Genomic DNA, 16,878 nt, shown 5'->3' with positions numbered 1-16,878 from the left:
CTCCTTCGTGAACGGTCTCGTGGAGCCGGGCGGGGCTCGGGGAGGACGGACGAGGGCCGGAGCGGCCGGTTGCGGCCACTCCGGCCCTCGTACCCCTCATTCAGAGGCCACGCCCGGGGAGGGGGCGGTGTGGTGCGGTGTCCGCCGTCACGGTGTGTTGTTGGCCAGGGCCAGCAGGCGGGAGCGGTCACCGCTGAAGCGGTCCCGGTCGACGTTGCCGGAGACACCGTTCACCGCGCCGGTGGAGGTGTACTGCCAGACCGTATAGAAGGGGAAGCCCGACGGGATGCTGGGGGTGCCGGTGGTCCAGTTCGCGACCCACAGGGGGCTGCGGGCGGACATGCCGCTCCAGCCGCCGGTGCAGGTGTTCCACCAGCTCGGGCTGGTGTAGATCACGACGTCACGGCCTGTACGGGCCTTGTACTTGTTGTAGAAGTCGAGAATCCACTGCTGCATGCCGGCCTGGGAGTAGCCGTAGCAGGTGCCCTCGATGTCGAGCACGCCGGGGAGCGTGAGGTTGTCGCGGGACCAGGCGCCGCCGTTGCTGGCGAAGAAGTCCGCCTGGGCCGCACCGCCGGAGACGTCGGGCCGCGCGTAGTGGTACGCGCCCCGGATCACACCGGCGTTGTAGGCGTTCAGGTAGTTGGCACTGAACGTCGAGTCCTTGTACGTCAGACCCTCGGTCGCCTTCATCCAGGCGAACTCGATGCCCGCGCCGCGCACCGAGCTCCAGTTGATGCCGCCCTGCCAGCCGGAGACGTCGATGCCCTCGGGGTTCGCCTTGAGGTTGGCGTCGGCGCGGGGGGCAAGGTGCAGCTGCCGGGTGTCCGGCTTGAAGTCCTTGGCGTCCTGGATGTAACCGACGCCCATGTAGCCCTGGCCGTACGGCACGGGATTGGCCGGCGCGGGCGCCGCCGACGCGGTGCCGCCGGACAGCAGACCGAGCAGCAGCACGGCGCTCGTGCCGATGACACCGGCCACGGTGAGTCTCTTCTGGGTGGGCTTGAGGGAAATGCTGCGGGGGAACACGGCGGCCTCCTGCTTGTGGGGGGACAGGCTGTCCGGCGACGGTCTACGCGCGTTGTTGTCGCGAACACGACATAGTGAGCCACAGAACCGGGTGGGCGGTAAATAGTTTTCCGTTGCCATTAGTGGTCTACACCTCTCTCCGCCTTGATGAGCTGTACAAACGACCGGCACTCGACGGAAGTTTTCCGAACTGACGGGTAGGTCCGCGCACTCGATCGAGTGGACGTTTCCGGTGGTATGCGGGATTCGATGGGAAATGCTCTCACCGGAAGCGATCATTCGGCGGTGATCATTACCCATCGGACGGCACGCCGTCCCAAGTCCACCCTGCTGGCCGGATTCGGCGGCGCACTCGCCGTCCTGACCCTGCTCCCGGCGATCCCGGCGACCGCCGCGCCGCTACCGGACTCCTCGCCCCGCGTGGTGACCCCGGCCGAGCGCGCGACCGCCGCCTACCTCAGGGACGCGCAGAACCGGCCCGCGCGGCTGCGGGCCTTCTTCAAGGACCTGCCCAAGGGCGGTGACCTGCACAACCACCTGTCGGGCGCGGTCACGACCGAGTACCTGATCAAGCTCGCGACCGACCACGACCTGTGCATCGACGCGACGATGACGGCGGTGGCCCCGCCGTGCGGCCCGGGCACCCGGCCCGCCGCCGACGCGCGGACGGACAGCGCGTTCCGGCAGCAGATCGTCCGGGCGTGGTCGATGCAGGACTTCCCGGCCGACCAGTCCGGCCACGACCACTTCTTCGACACCTTCGGCAAGTTCTCCATGGCGACCTGGTACGACCGGGGCAAGATGCTGGCCAACGTCGCCGACACCGCCGTCAAGCAGAACCAGTTCTATCTGGAGACGATGGTCAGCCCGGCCTCGGACAGCGCCAAGAAGCTGGCCGACACGGTGGGTTACGACGCCGACCCGGCCGCGCTCCACCGCAAGCTCCTGGCCGGCGGACAGCTCGACCGGGTGGTGGACGAGGGGGTCGAGGAGGCCGACGACTCCGACGCCCAGTTCCGACAGACCGCGCACTGCGACACCCCGCACCCCGCCCCCGCCTGCCGGCTGCCCGTCCGGTGGATCTCCCAGGTCTCCCGGGGCAGCAGCCCGGCCCGCGTGTTCACGCAGATCGCGGTCGGCATGCGGCTGGCCGAGCGCGACCCGAGGTTCGTCGCCGTCAACCTCGTACAGCCGGAGGACGGCGAGACCTCGCTGCGCGACTACAGCCTCCAGATGCGGATGCTGAAGTACCTGCGCGGGCAGTACCCGGGCGCCCACCTCACCCTGCACGCCGGTGAGCTGGCGCCCGGCCTGGTCAAGCCGGAGGACCTGACCTTCCACATCAACGAGGCGGTGCGGGTCGCCGGGGCCGAGCGCATCGGGCACGGTGTGGACCTGGTCCACGAGGACGACTGGCGGCAGCTGGCCCGGACGATGGCCCGGCGGCACGTCGCCGTCGAGGTGCCGTTCTCCAGCAACAAGCAGATCCTCGGCATCGCGGGCGACGACCACCCGTTCAACGCGTACCGCCGCTACGGCGTCCCGATCGTGCTGTCCACCGACGACCCGGGGGTCTCGCGGATCGACATCAGCCACGAGTACCAGTACGCCGCGAAGACGTACGGCCTGTCGTACACCGAGCTGAAGGACCTGGCCCGCGCCTCGCTGGAGTACGCCTTCCGCGACGGCCGCTCCCTGTGGGCCGCCGGTTCCGCGCCCTCCGGCTACCGGCCGGTGCCCGCCTGCCGGGCCGACCGCCCCGGTGACGGCCGCCCGAGCGCGCGCTGCGCCCAGTACCTGGCAGCGAACCCGAAGGCGGCGACCGAGTGGCGCCAGGAGGTGGCCTTCGCCTCCTTCGAGCGCGCCCACGGCGGTCGCGGCTGAGCCGGCCTGCTCGTTGCGCACAGTAAGGGGTGCGGGAATGTGGTCCCGCACCCCTTGCTCACGGCCTGCGCGGGGGCGTCAGAAGCCGCCCCCGAAGTCACCGCCGCCGCCGCCGAAGCCGCCCCCGTCACCGAAACCTCCGCCGTCACCGAAGCCTCCGCCGTCCCCGAACCCGCCGCCGCCGAAGCCGGACGAGTCGAAGTCCGAGCCGGAGAAGTCACCGCCGGAGAAGTCGCCCCCGCCGAAGTCGCCGCCCCCGTAGTCCGCCGCGTAGGCCGGGGTGGCGAGCATCGAGCCGAGCATGGTGCCCACCAGGAGGCCGGGGAGCAGGCCGCCGCCGAAGTAGCCGCCCGCCCAGGGGCCGTAGGCCGGGCCCGCCTCCCAGTAGGGGCGGCGGGTGCCGTCGCCCACCTCGACGGTGCGGCTCATCGGGTCCTCGCCGTCGCGCAGCCGCACCTCGTCGGCGGCGCACACCGGCACCTCGCGGGCCGTACCGCGGGCCGGGGCCCAGCGGACGTCGGCGACCGAGGGGCCGTGGCGCGGGTCGAAGAAGCAGGGCGGGCGGCGGGCCGGGATCTCGTGGCCCGAGCGGCGGGCGTCCAGCACGGCCAGCGAGTAGCGCCCGTCCTCCAGGGCCTGGGTCACCCCGCGCACGTCCGAGGGGTGACCGGCGTGCGCCATACGGGACTTGGCGCTCTCGTAGGAGTCGAGGGCGCGCTCGTAGTCGGCGCGCATCGCGTCGTCGGCACCGGCCTCCGCCGGGTGGAAGTCGAGCCGTTCCAAAGTCTCGCCGTACGCCGTGATGTCCTCGTCCACGACCACCCGCAGCTTGTCGAGCGCGGCCCGCTCCTCGGTCTCCCTGCGCCTGCGGCCCCGGCGTACGACCGTGTACGCGGCGGCCCCGCCGAGGACCACCACGCCCCCGGCCACGGCCAGGCCGACGGCGGTCGAGCCCCGCCCGGCCGAGGAGCCGCCGCCGCCCCAGGAGCCGGGCGCGTGGCCGCGGGCCTGTTCGACGGCCCGGTCCACGAAGGCGTTCAGCTGGGTCGCGGCGTCGGTGTCCGCGCCGGGCGTCTTCACGGCGGCGGTGAGGTTGATGACCGCGCTCCGGGACATCACCTGCGGGTCGGCGCCCGCGTTGAAGCCGTCGCCGAGGCGTATCGCGTAGACGCCGGTGATCCCGGTGTCGGTGCGCAGGGTGCGCAGGACGCTGTCCTCGGGGAAGGCGGCGCTCCTGGGCAGCACGGCCACGAAGACCGGCTTGTCCGCGTCCTTGATCTTCTTGCTGAGCGCGGCGGCCTGGCCCCGGGAGAGCTGGTCGGACGCGGCCGGGTCGACGTAGACGGGCCCCTTGCGCAGGGCCTGGGCGACGTCGTCCACGGTGGAGGCGCCGGTCGCGGCCGGGGCGGCGGGGGCCAGGAACAGGGCGAGGGCGGACAGCGCCATCAGGAGTCCCGCCAGGAGGGCCGGGACCGCAGAGGTGGGGAACGACCGGTTCCGCATACTCCCAAGCTAACGCACACGCGTGCGAAACGGGCGGGCGGAAAGACGGAGCGGGCGGGCGGCCTCCCGTGCCGCCCGCCCGCCCCGCGTCCGTCAGGCGGCCCGGTAGGCCGTCCTGAGCTTCGCCACCGCACCGGTCAGATCACCGGTGAGCAGCAGGTGGTCGGCGTCCGCGAACGGCTTGGACACCTTCTCGGTCAGCTTCCCGCCGATCTTCTGCTGGACCAGCAGCCGGGCCTGGCCGACGATGACGCGGCCCACGTCCGTGCGGCCGAGGCCGGTCTTCTCGGCGACCTGGGCGGCCAGCCCGAGCGCGGTGAGCGTGAGCTCGCCGCCCGCCGGGGGCTTGGTCAGCGTGGTGAGCCCCCAGCCGTACGGGAACTGCGGGTCGTACGCCGCGTCGCCCACGTTGATCGGCAGCTGGGATGTGGACTTCGGCCAGGTCACCGGCAGCTGCCCGGTGAAGGCCCGCTTGCCGAAGAGCACGTCGGCCACGCCGTCGCCCTCGGTGCCCGGCAGCCAGGAGGCCACCAGCGCGTCGATGTCGCCGAGCCTGTCCCCGATGAGCTGGGGGCGGCCCGAGACGATCAGGACCGCGCACTTCATCGCGGCGCAGACCTTGTCGACCGCCGCCTTGTCGGCGGCGGACAGCTCCAGGTCGTGCCCGTTGCCGACGTCTCCGACGCCCTCCGCGTACGGGGTCTCACCGACGACCACCACACCGACGTCGTAGCCGGCCGTGTCGGCGGACGCGTCCTTGGAGTACGTGACGGACGCGGCGTCCTTCTTCATGGCCGACAGGATCGTCGTGCCCGGGGTGATGTCGCCGGAGGAGCCCTGCCAGCTGACCGTCCAGCCGCCGGCCTGGTTGCCGATGTCGTCGGCGTTGGAGCCGGCCACGTACACCTTCTGCGAGGACTTCAGCGGCAGCACACCGCCGTCGTTCTTCAGCAGCACCTGGGACTTGGCGGCGGCGTCGCGGGCCACGGCCCGGTGCTCGGCCGAACCGATCTTCTTCAGGTCGGAGGTGTCCGCGTACGGCTTCTCGAACAGGCCCAGCTTGAACTTCTGGGTCAGGATGCGGGAGACCGCGTCATCGATCCGGGCCTGCGGGATGCGGCCGGCGGTGACCTCGTCCTGGAGCGTCTTGGTGAAGTCCTTGTACGCCGTCGGGACCATGATCATGTCGAGCCCGGCGTTGATCGAGGTCCGCACGTCGCTCGCGTAGTCGCCGGGGATCTGGTCGATCGCCTGGTAGTCGCTGATGACGAAGCCCTCGAAGCCCATCCGGTCCTTGAGGACGCCGTTGATCATCGCGGCGTTGGCGTGCATCTTCACCGGGCCCTCGTCGTCCCCGATGATGTCGAGCGAGGAGTACGACGGCATGACCGTGCCGACCCCGCGCTTCACCGACTCCGTGAAGGGCGCCAGGTGGACGGCCTCCAGCTCCTGCCGGGTGACCTTGGTGACGCCCTGGTCGATCGGGTACGAACCGGTGGTCGATGAGCCGTACTCCGTGCCGCCGTCGCCGACGAAGTGCTTGGCGGTGGCCAGCACCTTGTCGTTGCGGGCGAGGTCCTTGCCGGACGCGGCGCCCTGCATGCCCTGGATGACGGTCTCCAGGGACTCCACGAGGGCCGGGTCCTCACCGTAGGACTCGTAGGTACGGCCCCAGCGCTCGTCGCGCGAGACGCAGAGGCAGGGCGCGAAGTCCCACGGGACGCCGGTGGCGCGCACCTCGCTCGCGGTGACGGCGCCGGTCTTCTCGGCGGTCTTCGGGTCGCGCGTGGCGCCGAGGCCGATGTTGTGCGGCATGATCGTGGCGCCGACCAGGTTGTTGTGGCCGTGCACCGCGTCCACGCCGTAGATCAGCGGGATCTGGAAGCGGGTGGCCTGGGCGCGCAGCTGGTAGCCGTCGACCATCTTCGCCCACGCCTCGGGGGTGTTGGGCGTGGGGACCGAGCCGCCGCCGGAGAGCAGCGAGCCGAGGTCGTAGGTGGCGATGTCGCCCTGCGAGGCGAGCGCGTTGCGCTCGGCCTGGGTCATCTGGCCGGCCTTCTCGGCGGGCGACATCCGGGCGAGCAGGTCGGCGACCCGCTGCTTCACCGGCAGCTTCGCGTTCTGGTAGGGCAGCCCGTGGGCGTCGATGACGACCTGCGGGTTCTCCTTGGGCGCCTTGGCGCCGGTGACGGTCAGCTGGAGCGGGACCGTCTTCGCGGAGGCGGCGCCGGCCACCTTCTTCGTGGCGACGGAGACCTTGTGCGTGGTGCCGGATGCGGTGCCCGCGGGGAAGGTGTAGGTACCGCTGACCGGGGTGAAGTCGGTACCCGCCTTCGCGGTGCCGCCCGTGGTCTCGTAGGCGACGGTGACGGGCTCCTCCAGCGGGGCGGAGCCGGTCGTGGCGACCGTGAGGCCGAGGGTGGCGGTCGCGCCCTGCTTGACCGGGAGCACCGCCGCGTCGGTGACGACGCTCGCCTTCAGGGCCGCGTCGGCCTTGCCGTACAGCTCCACGCCGTCCATGGCGAACTTGCCGGGGGCGCCGGTCGGCAGGGTGAGGGCGTAGCCCCACATCTCGTCGAGGCCGAGGACCTGGTCGATGCCGCCGACTGGCTGGTAGTCACCCCGGTAGGTGAAGTCGGCGAACGGGATCTCGACCTGGTGCCAGCCCTCCCAGTCGTCGGTGAAGGAGGTCGTCCACAGCTCGGACGCCTCGCCGTTGGCGCCGCCGTCCTTGATCTCGAAGGCGATCCGCTTGCCCGAACCGGGCGGCAGGGGGGCGGTGTTCTGGCCGTACCACCAGAAGCGGATGCCCTTGTGGGCGGACCAGTCGTGGGCGGGCTGGTCGGCGGCGTAGTCGTGGCTGAAGCCGCCGTAGCCGCTGATGTCGTAGCTGCCTTCGAGGACCTTGGCGCCCTCGGGGGCGTCCGTCCGGTCCTTCAGCGCCAGGGCGGGCGGGTCGTCGGCGTCGCCGCCCCAGGTGAAGATGCCCTCGGCCGGCTGCTGGGCGAAGGGCACCTCGCCCTCGAACCGGTCGACGGCGACGGGCGCCGGTTCGTCGGCGGCCGGGGCGGCCGCGCTGGGGACGGCGCCGGCGAGCAGGCCGGCCAGGACGGCGGCGGCGGCCAGTGCGGCGGTCGTGGGTCTCGCCCGGTGACGGGTGCGGGGTGGCATGTGCGGCTCCTTCGTACGGTGGCCGCGCGCGGCACAGCGGGTGCGGGTGCCGTGCCGCGCGCGGGGGTTCGGTTGGGCCGGGGGGTGGCGTGACGCGAGGGGTCGGTGCGGCTACTTCTTCTGCTCGACCCGCACCCAGTCGATCTCCGCCTTGATACCGCCCTGCGCGATGCGGTCGACGCTGGACTGCGGGAGACCCCAGTAGGGCTGACTGACCTGGTTCCATCCGCCGGGGTAGGCGCCGCCGAGGGCCAGGTTGAGGATCACGTACTGGTTGTGGTCGAAGACCCACTGGCCGCGGGTGGACTCCGTCTTCTGGCGGGAGGTCGTCTGCACGACCCGGTCGTCGACGGTGAACGTCATGCCTTCGGGCGTCCACTCGACGCCGTAGGTGTGCCACTCGTCGGCGCGGCCGCCGTTCGGATAGGTCTGCTGCGCGCCGATGTTGCCGTCGGCCGAGTAGCCGGGGCCGTGCAGGGCGGAGCTGGTCCAGTCGCCGTAGCCGATGTTCTCCATGATGTCCGTCTCGCCCGAGCCGGGCCAGGAGACGTCCGGGTCGTCCACGTTGCTGCCGAGCAGCCAGAAGGCGGGCCAGAAGCCGTCGCCGACCGGCAGCTTCATACGGGCGCTGACCTTGCCGTAGGTGAAGTCGAACTTGGTGTTGGTGTCGATGCGGCCGGAGGTGAAGTCGAAGGTGCCGTTGGGCGTCGGGGTGCAGCCCTTGCAGTACTTCGACTGAAGGACGAGGGCGCCGTTCTCGGTGCGGATGTTCTCCGGCGAGTCGACGTATGCCTGCGACTCGCCGTTGACCGGGCCCATCTCCGTGCCGGTGCGCACGACCCGCCACTTGGAGCGGTCCAGGCCCGAGCCGTTGAAGTCGTCGAAGAACGTGGTGCTGTACGCGCCGCCGGGGTCCTTGGGCAGGGCCGGGTAGGCGGCGTTCGCGCTGCCTCCGGTGCCCCAGACCTGGAACTCGTAGAGGGAGTAGCCGAACTGGGCGGTCGAGGGCGCCGGGTTGTAGAACGAGCGGCGCTCGACGCCGAGCATCCGGACGTAGCGGCCGGTCGCCGGGGTGGGCAGGGTGACGGTGTCGTGGCGGCCGACCGCGTCGCCGGGGGCCTTCACGTCGGCGCGGCGGGCGGCGGCTTCGGCGGCCGAGGGCTGGTAGACGGTGCGCCAGGTGCGGTTGTCGTCGGAGACCTGGATGCGGTAGTCGACCGCGTAGGCGGCCTCCCAGTACAGGTCGACGGTGTCGATCGTGGAGGTGGCTCCGAGGTCGACGCCGACCCAGCGGTTGGCGTTCCAGTCGCTGGACCAGCGCGACTGGTCGGCCTTCAGGTCGGCCGGCCAGCCGCCGTCGGTCACGAAGGCCGGTGAGTTGCCGGCGTGCTGGTAGAGGTCGCCGTACGCGGGGTGGTTCAGGGCGAGGTTGGTGCGGGTCGTGGAGGCGGGGGCCTGCTCACCGCCGTACACCTTGAAGGAGTACAGGGAGTAGCCCCAGGGGGTGGCGCGCTGGATGCCGCGCATCCGGACGTAGCGGCCGGTGACCTCCTGCGGGTAGGTGTGCGCGGTGACGCTGCCGCCGGTGCCGTCGTCCTCGGTGTAGAAGGTGGTCCAGTCGGTGCCGTTCCTGGACACCTCCAGGACGTACTTCTTGCCGTAGGCGGCTTCCCAGTCCAGGGTGACCCGGCTGATCCGGATGACGGAGCCGAGGTCGACCCGTATCCAGGCGTCGTCGGCGAAGTCGCTGGACCAGCGGGTGGCTCCGTCGCCGTCAGCGGCGGCCCCCGGCCCGGTGGCGTCGTTCTCGCTGCCGGACGCGGTGACCGATCCGGGGTCGGCGGTGTGGGCGGCGGCCGCCCGGTCGGTGTCCCAGGCCGCGGCCTGGGCCGCCGCCGGCCGGGGGGCCGGGGCGGCGAAGGCCATGGGGGCGGCGAGGGCGATCAGAGCGGCGGTGGTGGCTGCCAGAGTCGTACGAGAGGGCACGGTGGGGCTCCCGTTCGTATCCGTGAGGGTGGCGCGGCCACGCGCGCGGGCGCGGCTACGCGTTGCGGGTGAGGCGGATGGTGTCGCGGTACCACTTGGCGCTGTCCTTGAGCGTCCGCACCTGCGTGTCGTAGTCGACGCGGACGATGCCGAATCGCTTGTCGTAGCCGTAGGACCACTCGAAGTTGTCCATCAGCGACCAGGCGAAGTACCCCCGGACGTCGGCGCCCCGGGTGCGGGCGGCGGCGACGGCGGCGATGTGGTCGGCGAGATAGGTGGTGCGGTCGGCATCGTGGATCTCGCCGTCCTCGGAGACGGTGTCGTCGAAGGCGGCACCGTTCTCGGTGATGACCGTCGGGAGGCCGTAGTCGTTCTCCAGACGGACGAGCAGGTCGGTGAGGGCGGTGGGGGTGATCTCCCAGTCCATGGCGGTGCGCGGCAGGTCGCGCTCCACGGCCCGGGTGACGGGCAGTCCCTCGGCGTCCGTGGTCGCGCCCTCCTCGGTCACGCCGGAGAAGAGCGTGCCCCGGTAGAAGTTGACGCCGAGGACGTCCAGCGGGGTGGAGATGACGGCCAGGTCGCCGTCCTGGACGGGGAGTTCGATGCCCTGGGCGGCGAGGTCGGTGACGATGTCCTCGGGGTAGGCACCCTTGGCGACCGGATCCAGGTAGATCCGGGCGCCGAGTCCGTCGGCGCGGCGGCATGCCTCGGCGTCCTCGTGGCTGTCGGTCTCGGGGGTGGCGGTGCCCAGGTTGAGGGTGAGGCCGAGCTCCAGCTCGTTGCCGCGCGCGGCGGCCTGCTCGCGCAGGTGCTGCGAGGCGAGGCCGTGGCCGAGGAGCAGGTGGTGGACGGCGTGGATCGCCTCGCCGAAGTTCTGCCGGCCGGGCGCCTGGTTGCCGTAGGCGTAGCCGAGCATCGCCGAGCACCAGGGCTCGTTCAGCGTCGTCCAGTGCTTGACCCGGTCGCCCAGCGCTTCGTAGGCAAGGGCGGCGTACTCGGCGAAGCGGTAGGCGGTGTCGCGGACCGGCCAGCCGCCCGCGTCCTCCAGCTCCTGCGGCAGGTCCCAGTGGTAGAGCGTGACCCAGGGGGTGATGCCCTTGGCCTCCAGCTCGTCCACCAGACGCTTGTAGAAGTCCAGGCCCTTCGGATTGGCGGGGCCCCGGCCGCCCGGCTGGATGCGCGGCCAGGCCAGCGAGAAGCGGTACGTGTCGACGCCGAGGTCCGCGATGAGCCGCACGTCCTCGGGCATCCGGTGGTAGTGGTCGCAGGCCACGTCACCGTTCTCGCCGCGGACGACCATGCCCGGCACCCTGCAGTACGTGTCCCAGATGGACGGCGTCCTGCCGTCCTCGGCCGCCGCTCCCTCGATCTGGTACGCGGCTGTGGCGACGCCCCAGCGGAAGTCGGCGGGCAGGCCGGATACGGCCTGGGCGGCGATCTCGCGGGCGTATGCCTGGGGGGTGACGAGGTTCATGGTTCTCCTGTGGTGTGTGGCTCAGAAACGCTACGAACGGGCGGCGGCCGCCGGGGCCTCGTGGTGGAGCCAGCAGGCCACCGAGCGGGAGCCGTCCGCGTCCGGCGTCGCGAGCACCGGGACATGGGTGTCGCAGCCATCGACCTTCTTGGCGCAGCGGGGGTGGAAGGCGCAGCCGGCCGGCATCGCCGACAGGTGCGGGGGCGAGCCGGGGATGCCGCTGAGTTCGCGGCGGGGGCCGTGCAGGGCGGGGAAGGAGTGCAGCAGCCCGGCGCTGTAGGGGTGGCGGGGGTCGCGGTAGATCTCGGAGGCGCCGGCCTGCTCCACGATCCGGCCGCCGTACATGATCGCGATCCGGTCGGAGAACTCGATCAGCAGCGAGATGTCGTGGGTGATGAAGACGACCGAGAAGCCCAGTTCCTCGCGGAGCCTGACCAGCTGGCGCAGGATCTGGCGCTGCATGACGACGTCGAGCGCGGTGGTGGGTTCGTCCATGATGACGATCTCGGGTTCCAGGGCGAGCGCCATCGCGATCATCACGCGCTGGCGCATGCCGCCGGAGAGCTGGTGCGGGTAGGCGCCGAGCCGGTCGGCGGATATCCCGACCAGGTTCAGCAGTTCCTTGGCCCGGTCGGTGCGCTTGTTCTTCCTCATGTCCGGGCGGTGGGCCTGGAGGACGTCGGTGAGCTGGCTGTGGACCGTGTGCACCGGGTTGAGGGAGTTCATCGCGCCCTGGAAGACGATCGACAGCTCCTGCCAGCGGAAGGCGCGCAGCTCGGCCGCCGACAGGGCCAGCAGGTCCAGGGCGGAGCCGTCGCGCTGGTGGTAGTGGACGTCGCCGCCGGTGATCACCCCGGGCGGGGAGAGCAGCCGGGTGACCGCGTAGGCCAGGGTGGACTTGCCGGAGCCCGACTCGCCGGCGAGGCCGAGGACCTCGCCGCGGTGCAGGGTGAGGTCGACGTCGCGCAGGGCGTGCACGGCGTCGGTGCCGGTCCCGTAGTCGACGTTGAGGCCGCTGATGGTGAGGACGGGCTCGCTCATGAGCGGGTCTCCTTATGCGGGGTGGTGCCGGTCCGGGCCACCGGGGTGAAGCCGACGCGCATCCGGATCTTGCGGGAGCCGCCGGTCTCGGTGCGCAGCCGCGGGTTGACGAACTCGTCGATGCCGAAGTTGATGAGCGCGAGGGACATGCCGAGCAGGGCGATGCAGAGCCCGGCCGGGACGAACCACCACCAGGCGCCCTGGGCGAGTGCCTGGTTGGACTGCGCCCAGAACAGGACGGTCCCCCAGTTCCAGTTGGAGATGTCGGCGACGCCGATGAAGGCGAGGGTGATCTCGGAGAGGATCGCGAAGATGACCGTGCCGACGAAGCCGGAGGCGATGACCGCGGTCAGGTTGGGCATCACCTCGAAGATGATGATGCGCCAGGTCGGCTCGCCGGTGGCGCGGGCCGCCTCCACGTAGTCGCGGCGGCGCAGCGACAGCGTCTGGGCGCGCAGGACGCGGGCGCCCCAGGCCCAGGAGGTGAGGGCGATGACGAACGCGATCAGCAGGTCGCCGGTGTCGGAGACGAAGCTGGCGATGATGATGATCAGCGGGAGTCCGGGGATGACCAGGAAGACGTTCGACAGCAGCGACAGCGCCTCGTCGGCCACGCCGCCGAGGAAGCCGGCGGTGACCCCGATCAGCACGGACAGGGCGGTGGCGAGGATGCCCGCGATGAAGCCGACGACCAGGACGCCCCGGGTGCCGACGAGGATCTGCGAGAGCACGTCCTGACCGGTCTGCGTGGTGCCGAACCAGTGCGAACCGGAGGGCGGCTGAAGCAGCTCCTGGCTCATCGCGTCGGGGTCGTACGGGGCGATCCACGGACCGATGACCGCGAGCAGTACGAAGAAGAACAGGATGCACAGTCCGACGACGGTCTTGCGGCCGCGCAGGAAGCGGAACCTGCGTTTGTTCGCTGCCGGGGTTTCGGCGGCGTCGAGTACGGCGACCTCGGTGGCGGTGACGGCCATAGCCCTACGCCTCCCTTCGGGTACGGGGGTCGAGGACCATGTAGAGGACGTCGGCGAGGAGGTTCGCCACGAGGACGGAGAGCGTGATGATCAGGAAGATGCCCTGCATGAGGGGGTAGTCCTTGGCGCCCACGCCCTGGAGGAGCTGGAAGCCGATGCCCGGGTAGTTGAAGACCATCTCCACCAGGAGCGTGCCGCCGACGATGAGGCCGAGCGAGAGGGCGAAGCCGGAGACGTTGGGCAGGATCGCGTTGCGTGCCGCGTATCCGAACATCACCCGGCGCTCGGAGAGGCCCTTGGCCTGGGCGACCATGACGTAGTCCTCGCTGGAGACGGTCACCATCATGTTGCGCATGCCGAGGATCCAGCCGGCCACCGCGCTGAGGACGATCGTCACGCCCGGCAGCACGCCGTGGTAGAGCGCGCTGGAGATGAACGGCCAGTCGAAGGCCGGGACCAGGGAGTTGTCGTACCCGCCCTCGAAGGGGAAGAGCGGCCACTTCACGGCGAACAGCGAGATCGCGATGAGCCCGAGCCAGAAGTACGGGATGGCGGAGATGAACGTGGTGACGGGCAGCAGGCCGTCCATCCAGGAGCCGCGCCGCCAGCCGGTGAAGACCCCGATGCCGGTGCCGAGGAAGAAGCTGATCAGGGTGGTGATGCCGACGAGCGCGAGCGTCCAGGGCAGCGCCTGGCTGATGACCTCGCTGACCGGGGTCGGGAAGAAGGTGAACGACATGCCGAGGTCGCCGTGGAGCAGGTGCGACCAGTAGTCGGTGTACTGCTCCCAGATCGACTGCTTCTTGTCGAGGCCGAACAGGGCCTTCAGCGAGGCGATGGCGCTCGTGTCCAGCTGGCCCTGGTAGCGGGCGATGAGGGACTGGACGGGGTCGCCGGGCATCAGCCGCGGGATGAGGAAGTTGATCGTGATGGCGGCCCAGGCGGTGACCAGGTAGAAGGCGAGCCGTTGGAGCAGGTACTTCACTTCGCAGCCTCCTTCTCGTGGTCGTCGGTGCGGGCGGTGCCGGTGCCCTCGTACAGCCAGCAGGCGGCCCACTGGCCGTCGGCGAGGTCGAAGCGCGGCGGCAGCTCGGTGCGGCAGCGCTCCATCGCCTTGGGGCAGCGGGGGTGGAAGCGGCAGCCGGCCGGCGGCTCGATGAGCGAGGGGGGCTCGCCGCTGCCGGTCTCCTCCTGCTGCTCCTCGGCGACCACCCGGTCCGGGTCGGGCGCCGAGGCGATGAGCAGCTGGGTGTAGGGGTGTGCGGGGCGCTGGGTGACGGTCTCGCTGTCACCGCCCTCGACGATCCGGCCCGCGTACATCACCAGCGTGGTGTCCGCGAAGTAGCGGGCGGAGGCGATGTCGTGGGTGATGTAGAGGATCGCGAGGCGGAGGCGGTCCTTGAGGTCCTTGAGCAGGTTGAGCACCCCGAGCCGGATGGAGACGTCCAGCATCGAGACCGGCTCGTCGGCCAGGAGGACCTGGGGGTCGGCGCCGAGCGCGCGGGCGATGGCCACGCGCTGGCGCTGACCTCCCGACAGCTCGTGCGGGAACTTGTCCAGATACTGATGAGGAGGAGTCAGCTGGACGCGGTTCAGCAGAGCGGTCAGGTTCTTTTCCAGTTCCGCCTCGCCGCTGCCCGCCCGGCCGTGGATCTTGAGCGACCGGGTCAGGTGGTAGCGCACGGTGTGCACCGGGTTCAGCGAGGCGAACGGGTCCTGGAAGATGAGCTGGACCCGGCGTACGTAACTGCGGAAGGACCGGCCACGTCCGGCCTTCACCGGCTGCCCGCCCAGGTGGATCTCGCCCGAGGTGAGCGGATACAGCTGGGCGAGCAGTCTGGCGACGGTGGACTTCCCGGAGCCCGACTCCCCCACCAGTGCCGTGACGGTGCCGCGCCGCAGTTGCAGCGAGACGTCGTCGACGGCGTGGACGGTACGGCGCTTGCCCGCGAGGAGATCGCGGCCGGTGCGCCGCACGGCGAAGTGCTTGGTGACTCCGCGTGCTTCGAGCACGACGTGGTTGTTCTCTGGCTGTTCAGACATGGCCGGTACCTGGAATCCCTGGTCCTACTTGGAGGGCTTGAGCTTCAGCACGACTTCCAGCGACGAGGGCTGGGTGTGCTGCGGGTCGGCGTACGGGTCGTCCTCGGTGGGCCAGCCCACCCAGTTCTTGGTGGAGTACTCCGCCCCGATGGGCGCGGCCGCGGTCGGGATCATCGGCGCCTCCTCGACCATGATCTTCTGGAGGGTGTTCATCGCCGAGGTGCGGGCGGTGTCCGTGGTGGCCTGGGCGAAGTCCTTCAGCGCCTCGGTCGCCTCGGTGTTCTTGAAGCGGCCGAAGTTGCCGAGCTGGGATGCCTTGCCGATGGGCTGGAGCAGCGCGCCGTCCATGATGTTCTGGTACATGTCGTACGGGGTGGCGCCGCTGTTGGTCCAGTGCAGGGTGGCGTCGAAGTTGCCGTTGGCGACGTCCGTGCCCCATGCCTCGGCGGTCTGCGTCTTGACCTTGGCCTCGATGCCGATCTTCTTGATGTTGTCCTTGATGATCGCGAGGCCGGTGATGTAGTCGTTCCAGCCGGCCGGGTCGGTGAACGTCAGCTTCACCGGCTTGCCGCTCGGGTCCTTGAGCACACCGCCGCTGAGCGTGAAGCCGGCCTTCTCCAGGACCTCCTTGGCACCCTCGACGTCCGGCTTGGTGGTGGCCTTCTTGTACTCGGGGGCGATGAACGACTCACCGGCGGGCAGCGGGATGCCGGTGGGGTTGGTGATCTCCGGGTAGAGCGTCGCCTCGGCCTGGGTGTAGATCGCGTTGCGGTCCACGACCATCGCCATGGCCTTGCGCAGCGCCGGGTTGTCGAACGGCTTGCGGGCGGTGTTGAACCACAGGCCGTGGATGCCGAGCCCGGAGGGGAACCACAGCTTGTGGTTGTCCGGGTCCTTGGCGATGAACAGCTTCTTGTAGTCCGGCATGAAGACGAACGACCACTCCAGCTTGCCGCTGGCCAGCGCGGTGGTGGCGGCGCTGTTGTCGTTGTACGTGCTGTAGCGCAGCTCCTTGACCTTCGTCGCGCCCTTCCAGTAGGTGGGCGTGGCGGTCAGCGTGGTGGTCTGCGGGGTGAAGGTCTTCAGCTTGTACGGGCCCGAGCCGACGGGGGTGCGGTTGGGCCAGGTCTCCGGGTCCTTGACGCCCTCCCAGATGTGCTTGGGCACGATGAACTGCTGGATGATCTTGTTCTGGTTGACGTACTGCGACTCGTCGAAGGTCAGGATGACCTTCTTGTCCTTGACCTTGATCCCGCTGAAGGCGATGCCGTTGCCGTTGAGCGCCGGGTGCTTCTTCAGCAGGTCGAAGGTGAACGCCACGTCCTCGGCGGTCAGCGGCTTGCCGTCGGCCCACTTGGCCCGGTCGTCGAGGGTGAAGGTGACCTTGGTGTAGTTGAGGTCCCACTTCCACTCGGTCGCCAGCCACGGGTCGGCCTTGTCGGCCGGCCGGATCTGGCTCGTCATCGCCAGCGGCTCGTAGATCATGTAGCGGTAGCCGAGGGTGGCGCCGGCCGAGGTGCTGAGGAAGGGGTTGCTGTTGTTCGTCTGCGGTCCGTCCGGCTTGCCCAGGGTCAGGACGCCCGACGCGGCGCTGCCGCCGTTCTTGTTGTGGTTCGAGTTGGCCGAGGAACAGCCTGCGGCGAGTGCGACCACCGCGGTGGCGAGCGCGGCGGCTCTGAGCGTGTGACGGCGTGCGGACATAACGACTCCAGGAGGGACTGGCGGGTCTGGGAGATCCGGAAACGGGCAGCGCTCGGCGCGCCGAGTGCG

The 16,878-nt window shown here is 70.5% G+C and carries 11 protein-coding genes; 1 reads left to right on the top strand and 10 read right to left on the bottom strand.

The window, feature by feature from the left end; genetic code table 11:
• Positions 1 to 147: 147 nt before the first annotated feature.
• On the bottom strand, positions 148 to 1,029 hold the full coding sequence (locus E6R18_RS15370; RefSeq protein ID WP_206308292.1) for a GH25 family lysozyme: 882 nt from the start codon (positions 1,027 to 1,029) through the stop codon (positions 148 to 150).
• A 285-nt stretch (positions 1,030 to 1,314) separates the two neighbouring features.
• Here E6R18_RS15370 and E6R18_RS15365 point away from each other — a divergent pair, with 285 nt between their 5' ends.
• Positions 1,315 to 2,913 carry an adenosine deaminase gene (locus E6R18_RS15365; RefSeq protein WP_206308291.1) on the top strand — a complete coding sequence of 533 codons (1,599 nt, stop codon included), beginning with the start codon at positions 1,315 to 1,317 and terminating at the stop codon, positions 2,911 to 2,913.
• A gap of 78 nt (positions 2,914 to 2,991) precedes the next feature.
• On the opposite strand, the gene E6R18_RS15360 is transcribed toward E6R18_RS15365, so the two are convergent.
• The 9 genes from E6R18_RS15360 to E6R18_RS15320 form a co-directional block, all read right to left on the bottom strand.
• Positions 2,992 to 4,416, bottom strand: a complete 1,425-nt coding sequence (locus E6R18_RS15360; RefSeq protein WP_136317452.1) for a hypothetical protein — start codon at positions 4,414 to 4,416, stop codon at positions 2,992 to 2,994.
• Positions 4,417 to 4,509: 93 nt separating this feature from the next.
• Positions 4,510 to 7,587 (bottom strand): glycoside hydrolase family 3 N-terminal domain-containing protein, encoded by a 3,078-nt coding sequence (locus E6R18_RS15355; protein ID WP_136317451.1) that lies wholly within the window; start codon positions 7,585 to 7,587, stop codon positions 4,510 to 4,512.
• A gap of 111 nt (positions 7,588 to 7,698) precedes the next feature.
• Positions 7,699 to 9,573: a discoidin domain-containing protein gene (locus E6R18_RS15350; RefSeq protein ID WP_136317450.1), complete on the bottom strand. Its 1,875-nt coding sequence runs from the start codon at positions 9,571 to 9,573 to the stop codon at positions 7,699 to 7,701.
• 55 nt (positions 9,574 to 9,628) lie between these two features.
• Positions 9,629 to 11,047 carry a GH1 family beta-glucosidase gene (locus E6R18_RS15345; protein WP_136317449.1) on the bottom strand — a complete coding sequence of 473 codons (1,419 nt, stop codon included), beginning with the start codon at positions 11,045 to 11,047 and terminating at the stop codon, positions 9,629 to 9,631.
• A 30-nt stretch (positions 11,048 to 11,077) separates the two neighbouring features.
• Entirely contained in the window at positions 11,078 to 12,088 is a 1,011-nt protein-coding gene (locus E6R18_RS15340) for an ABC transporter ATP-binding protein (protein ID WP_136317448.1), read from the bottom strand.
• Positions 12,085 to 13,065: an ABC transporter permease gene (locus E6R18_RS15335; RefSeq protein ID WP_136317447.1), complete on the bottom strand. Its 981-nt coding sequence runs from the start codon at positions 13,063 to 13,065 to the stop codon at positions 12,085 to 12,087. The genes E6R18_RS15340 and E6R18_RS15335 overlap by 4 nt, the downstream gene beginning before the upstream one ends.
• 4 nt (positions 13,066 to 13,069) lie before the next feature.
• Complete coding sequence (locus E6R18_RS15330) at positions 13,070 to 14,050, bottom strand: ABC transporter permease (RefSeq protein WP_136317446.1); 981 nt, start codon at positions 14,048 to 14,050, stop codon at positions 13,070 to 13,072.
• Positions 14,047 to 15,108: an ABC transporter ATP-binding protein gene (locus E6R18_RS15325; RefSeq protein ID WP_136317445.1), complete on the bottom strand. Its 1,062-nt coding sequence runs from the start codon at positions 15,106 to 15,108 to the stop codon at positions 14,047 to 14,049. Before E6R18_RS15325 ends, E6R18_RS15330 begins: the two co-directional genes overlap by 4 nt.
• A 24-nt stretch (positions 15,109 to 15,132) precedes the next feature.
• Positions 15,133 to 16,809, bottom strand: a complete 1,677-nt coding sequence (locus tag E6R18_RS15320; protein WP_136317444.1) for an ABC transporter substrate-binding protein — start codon at positions 16,807 to 16,809, stop codon at positions 15,133 to 15,135.
• Positions 16,810 to 16,878 lie beyond the last annotated feature (69 nt).

It is taken from the genome of Streptomyces sp. A1277 (assembly GCF_004795015.1).
Classification (GTDB): domain Bacteria; phylum Actinomycetota; class Actinomycetes; order Streptomycetales; family Streptomycetaceae; genus Streptomyces.
This window is presented reverse-complemented; position numbering and strand designations above follow the sequence as displayed.

What these genes read in the sequence shown, in the direction of transcription:
- E6R18_RS15360 (WP_136317452.1), bottom strand. Translation starts at nt 4,416, where the DNA reads ATGCGGAACCGGTCGTTCCCCACCTCTGCGGTCCCGGCCCTCCTGGCG.
- E6R18_RS15355 (WP_136317451.1), bottom strand. Translation starts at nt 7,587, where the DNA reads ATGCCACCCCGCACCCGTCACCGGGCGAGACCCACGACCGCCGCACTG.
- E6R18_RS15345 (WP_136317449.1), bottom strand. Translation starts at nt 11,047, where the DNA reads ATGAACCTCGTCACCCCCCAGGCATACGCCCGCGAGATCGCCGCCCAG.
- E6R18_RS15340 (WP_136317448.1), bottom strand. Translation starts at nt 12,088, where the DNA reads ATGAGCGAGCCCGTCCTCACCATCAGCGGCCTCAACGTCGACTACGGG.
- E6R18_RS15335 (WP_136317447.1), bottom strand. Translation starts at nt 13,065, where the DNA reads ATGGCCGTCACCGCCACCGAGGTCGCCGTACTCGACGCCGCCGAAACC.
- E6R18_RS15325 (WP_136317445.1), bottom strand. Translation starts at nt 15,108, where the DNA reads ATGTCTGAACAGCCAGAGAACAACCACGTCGTGCTCGAAGCACGCGGA.
- E6R18_RS15320 (WP_136317444.1), bottom strand. Translation starts at nt 16,809, where the DNA reads ATGTCCGCACGCCGTCACACGCTCAGAGCCGCCGCGCTCGCCACCGCG.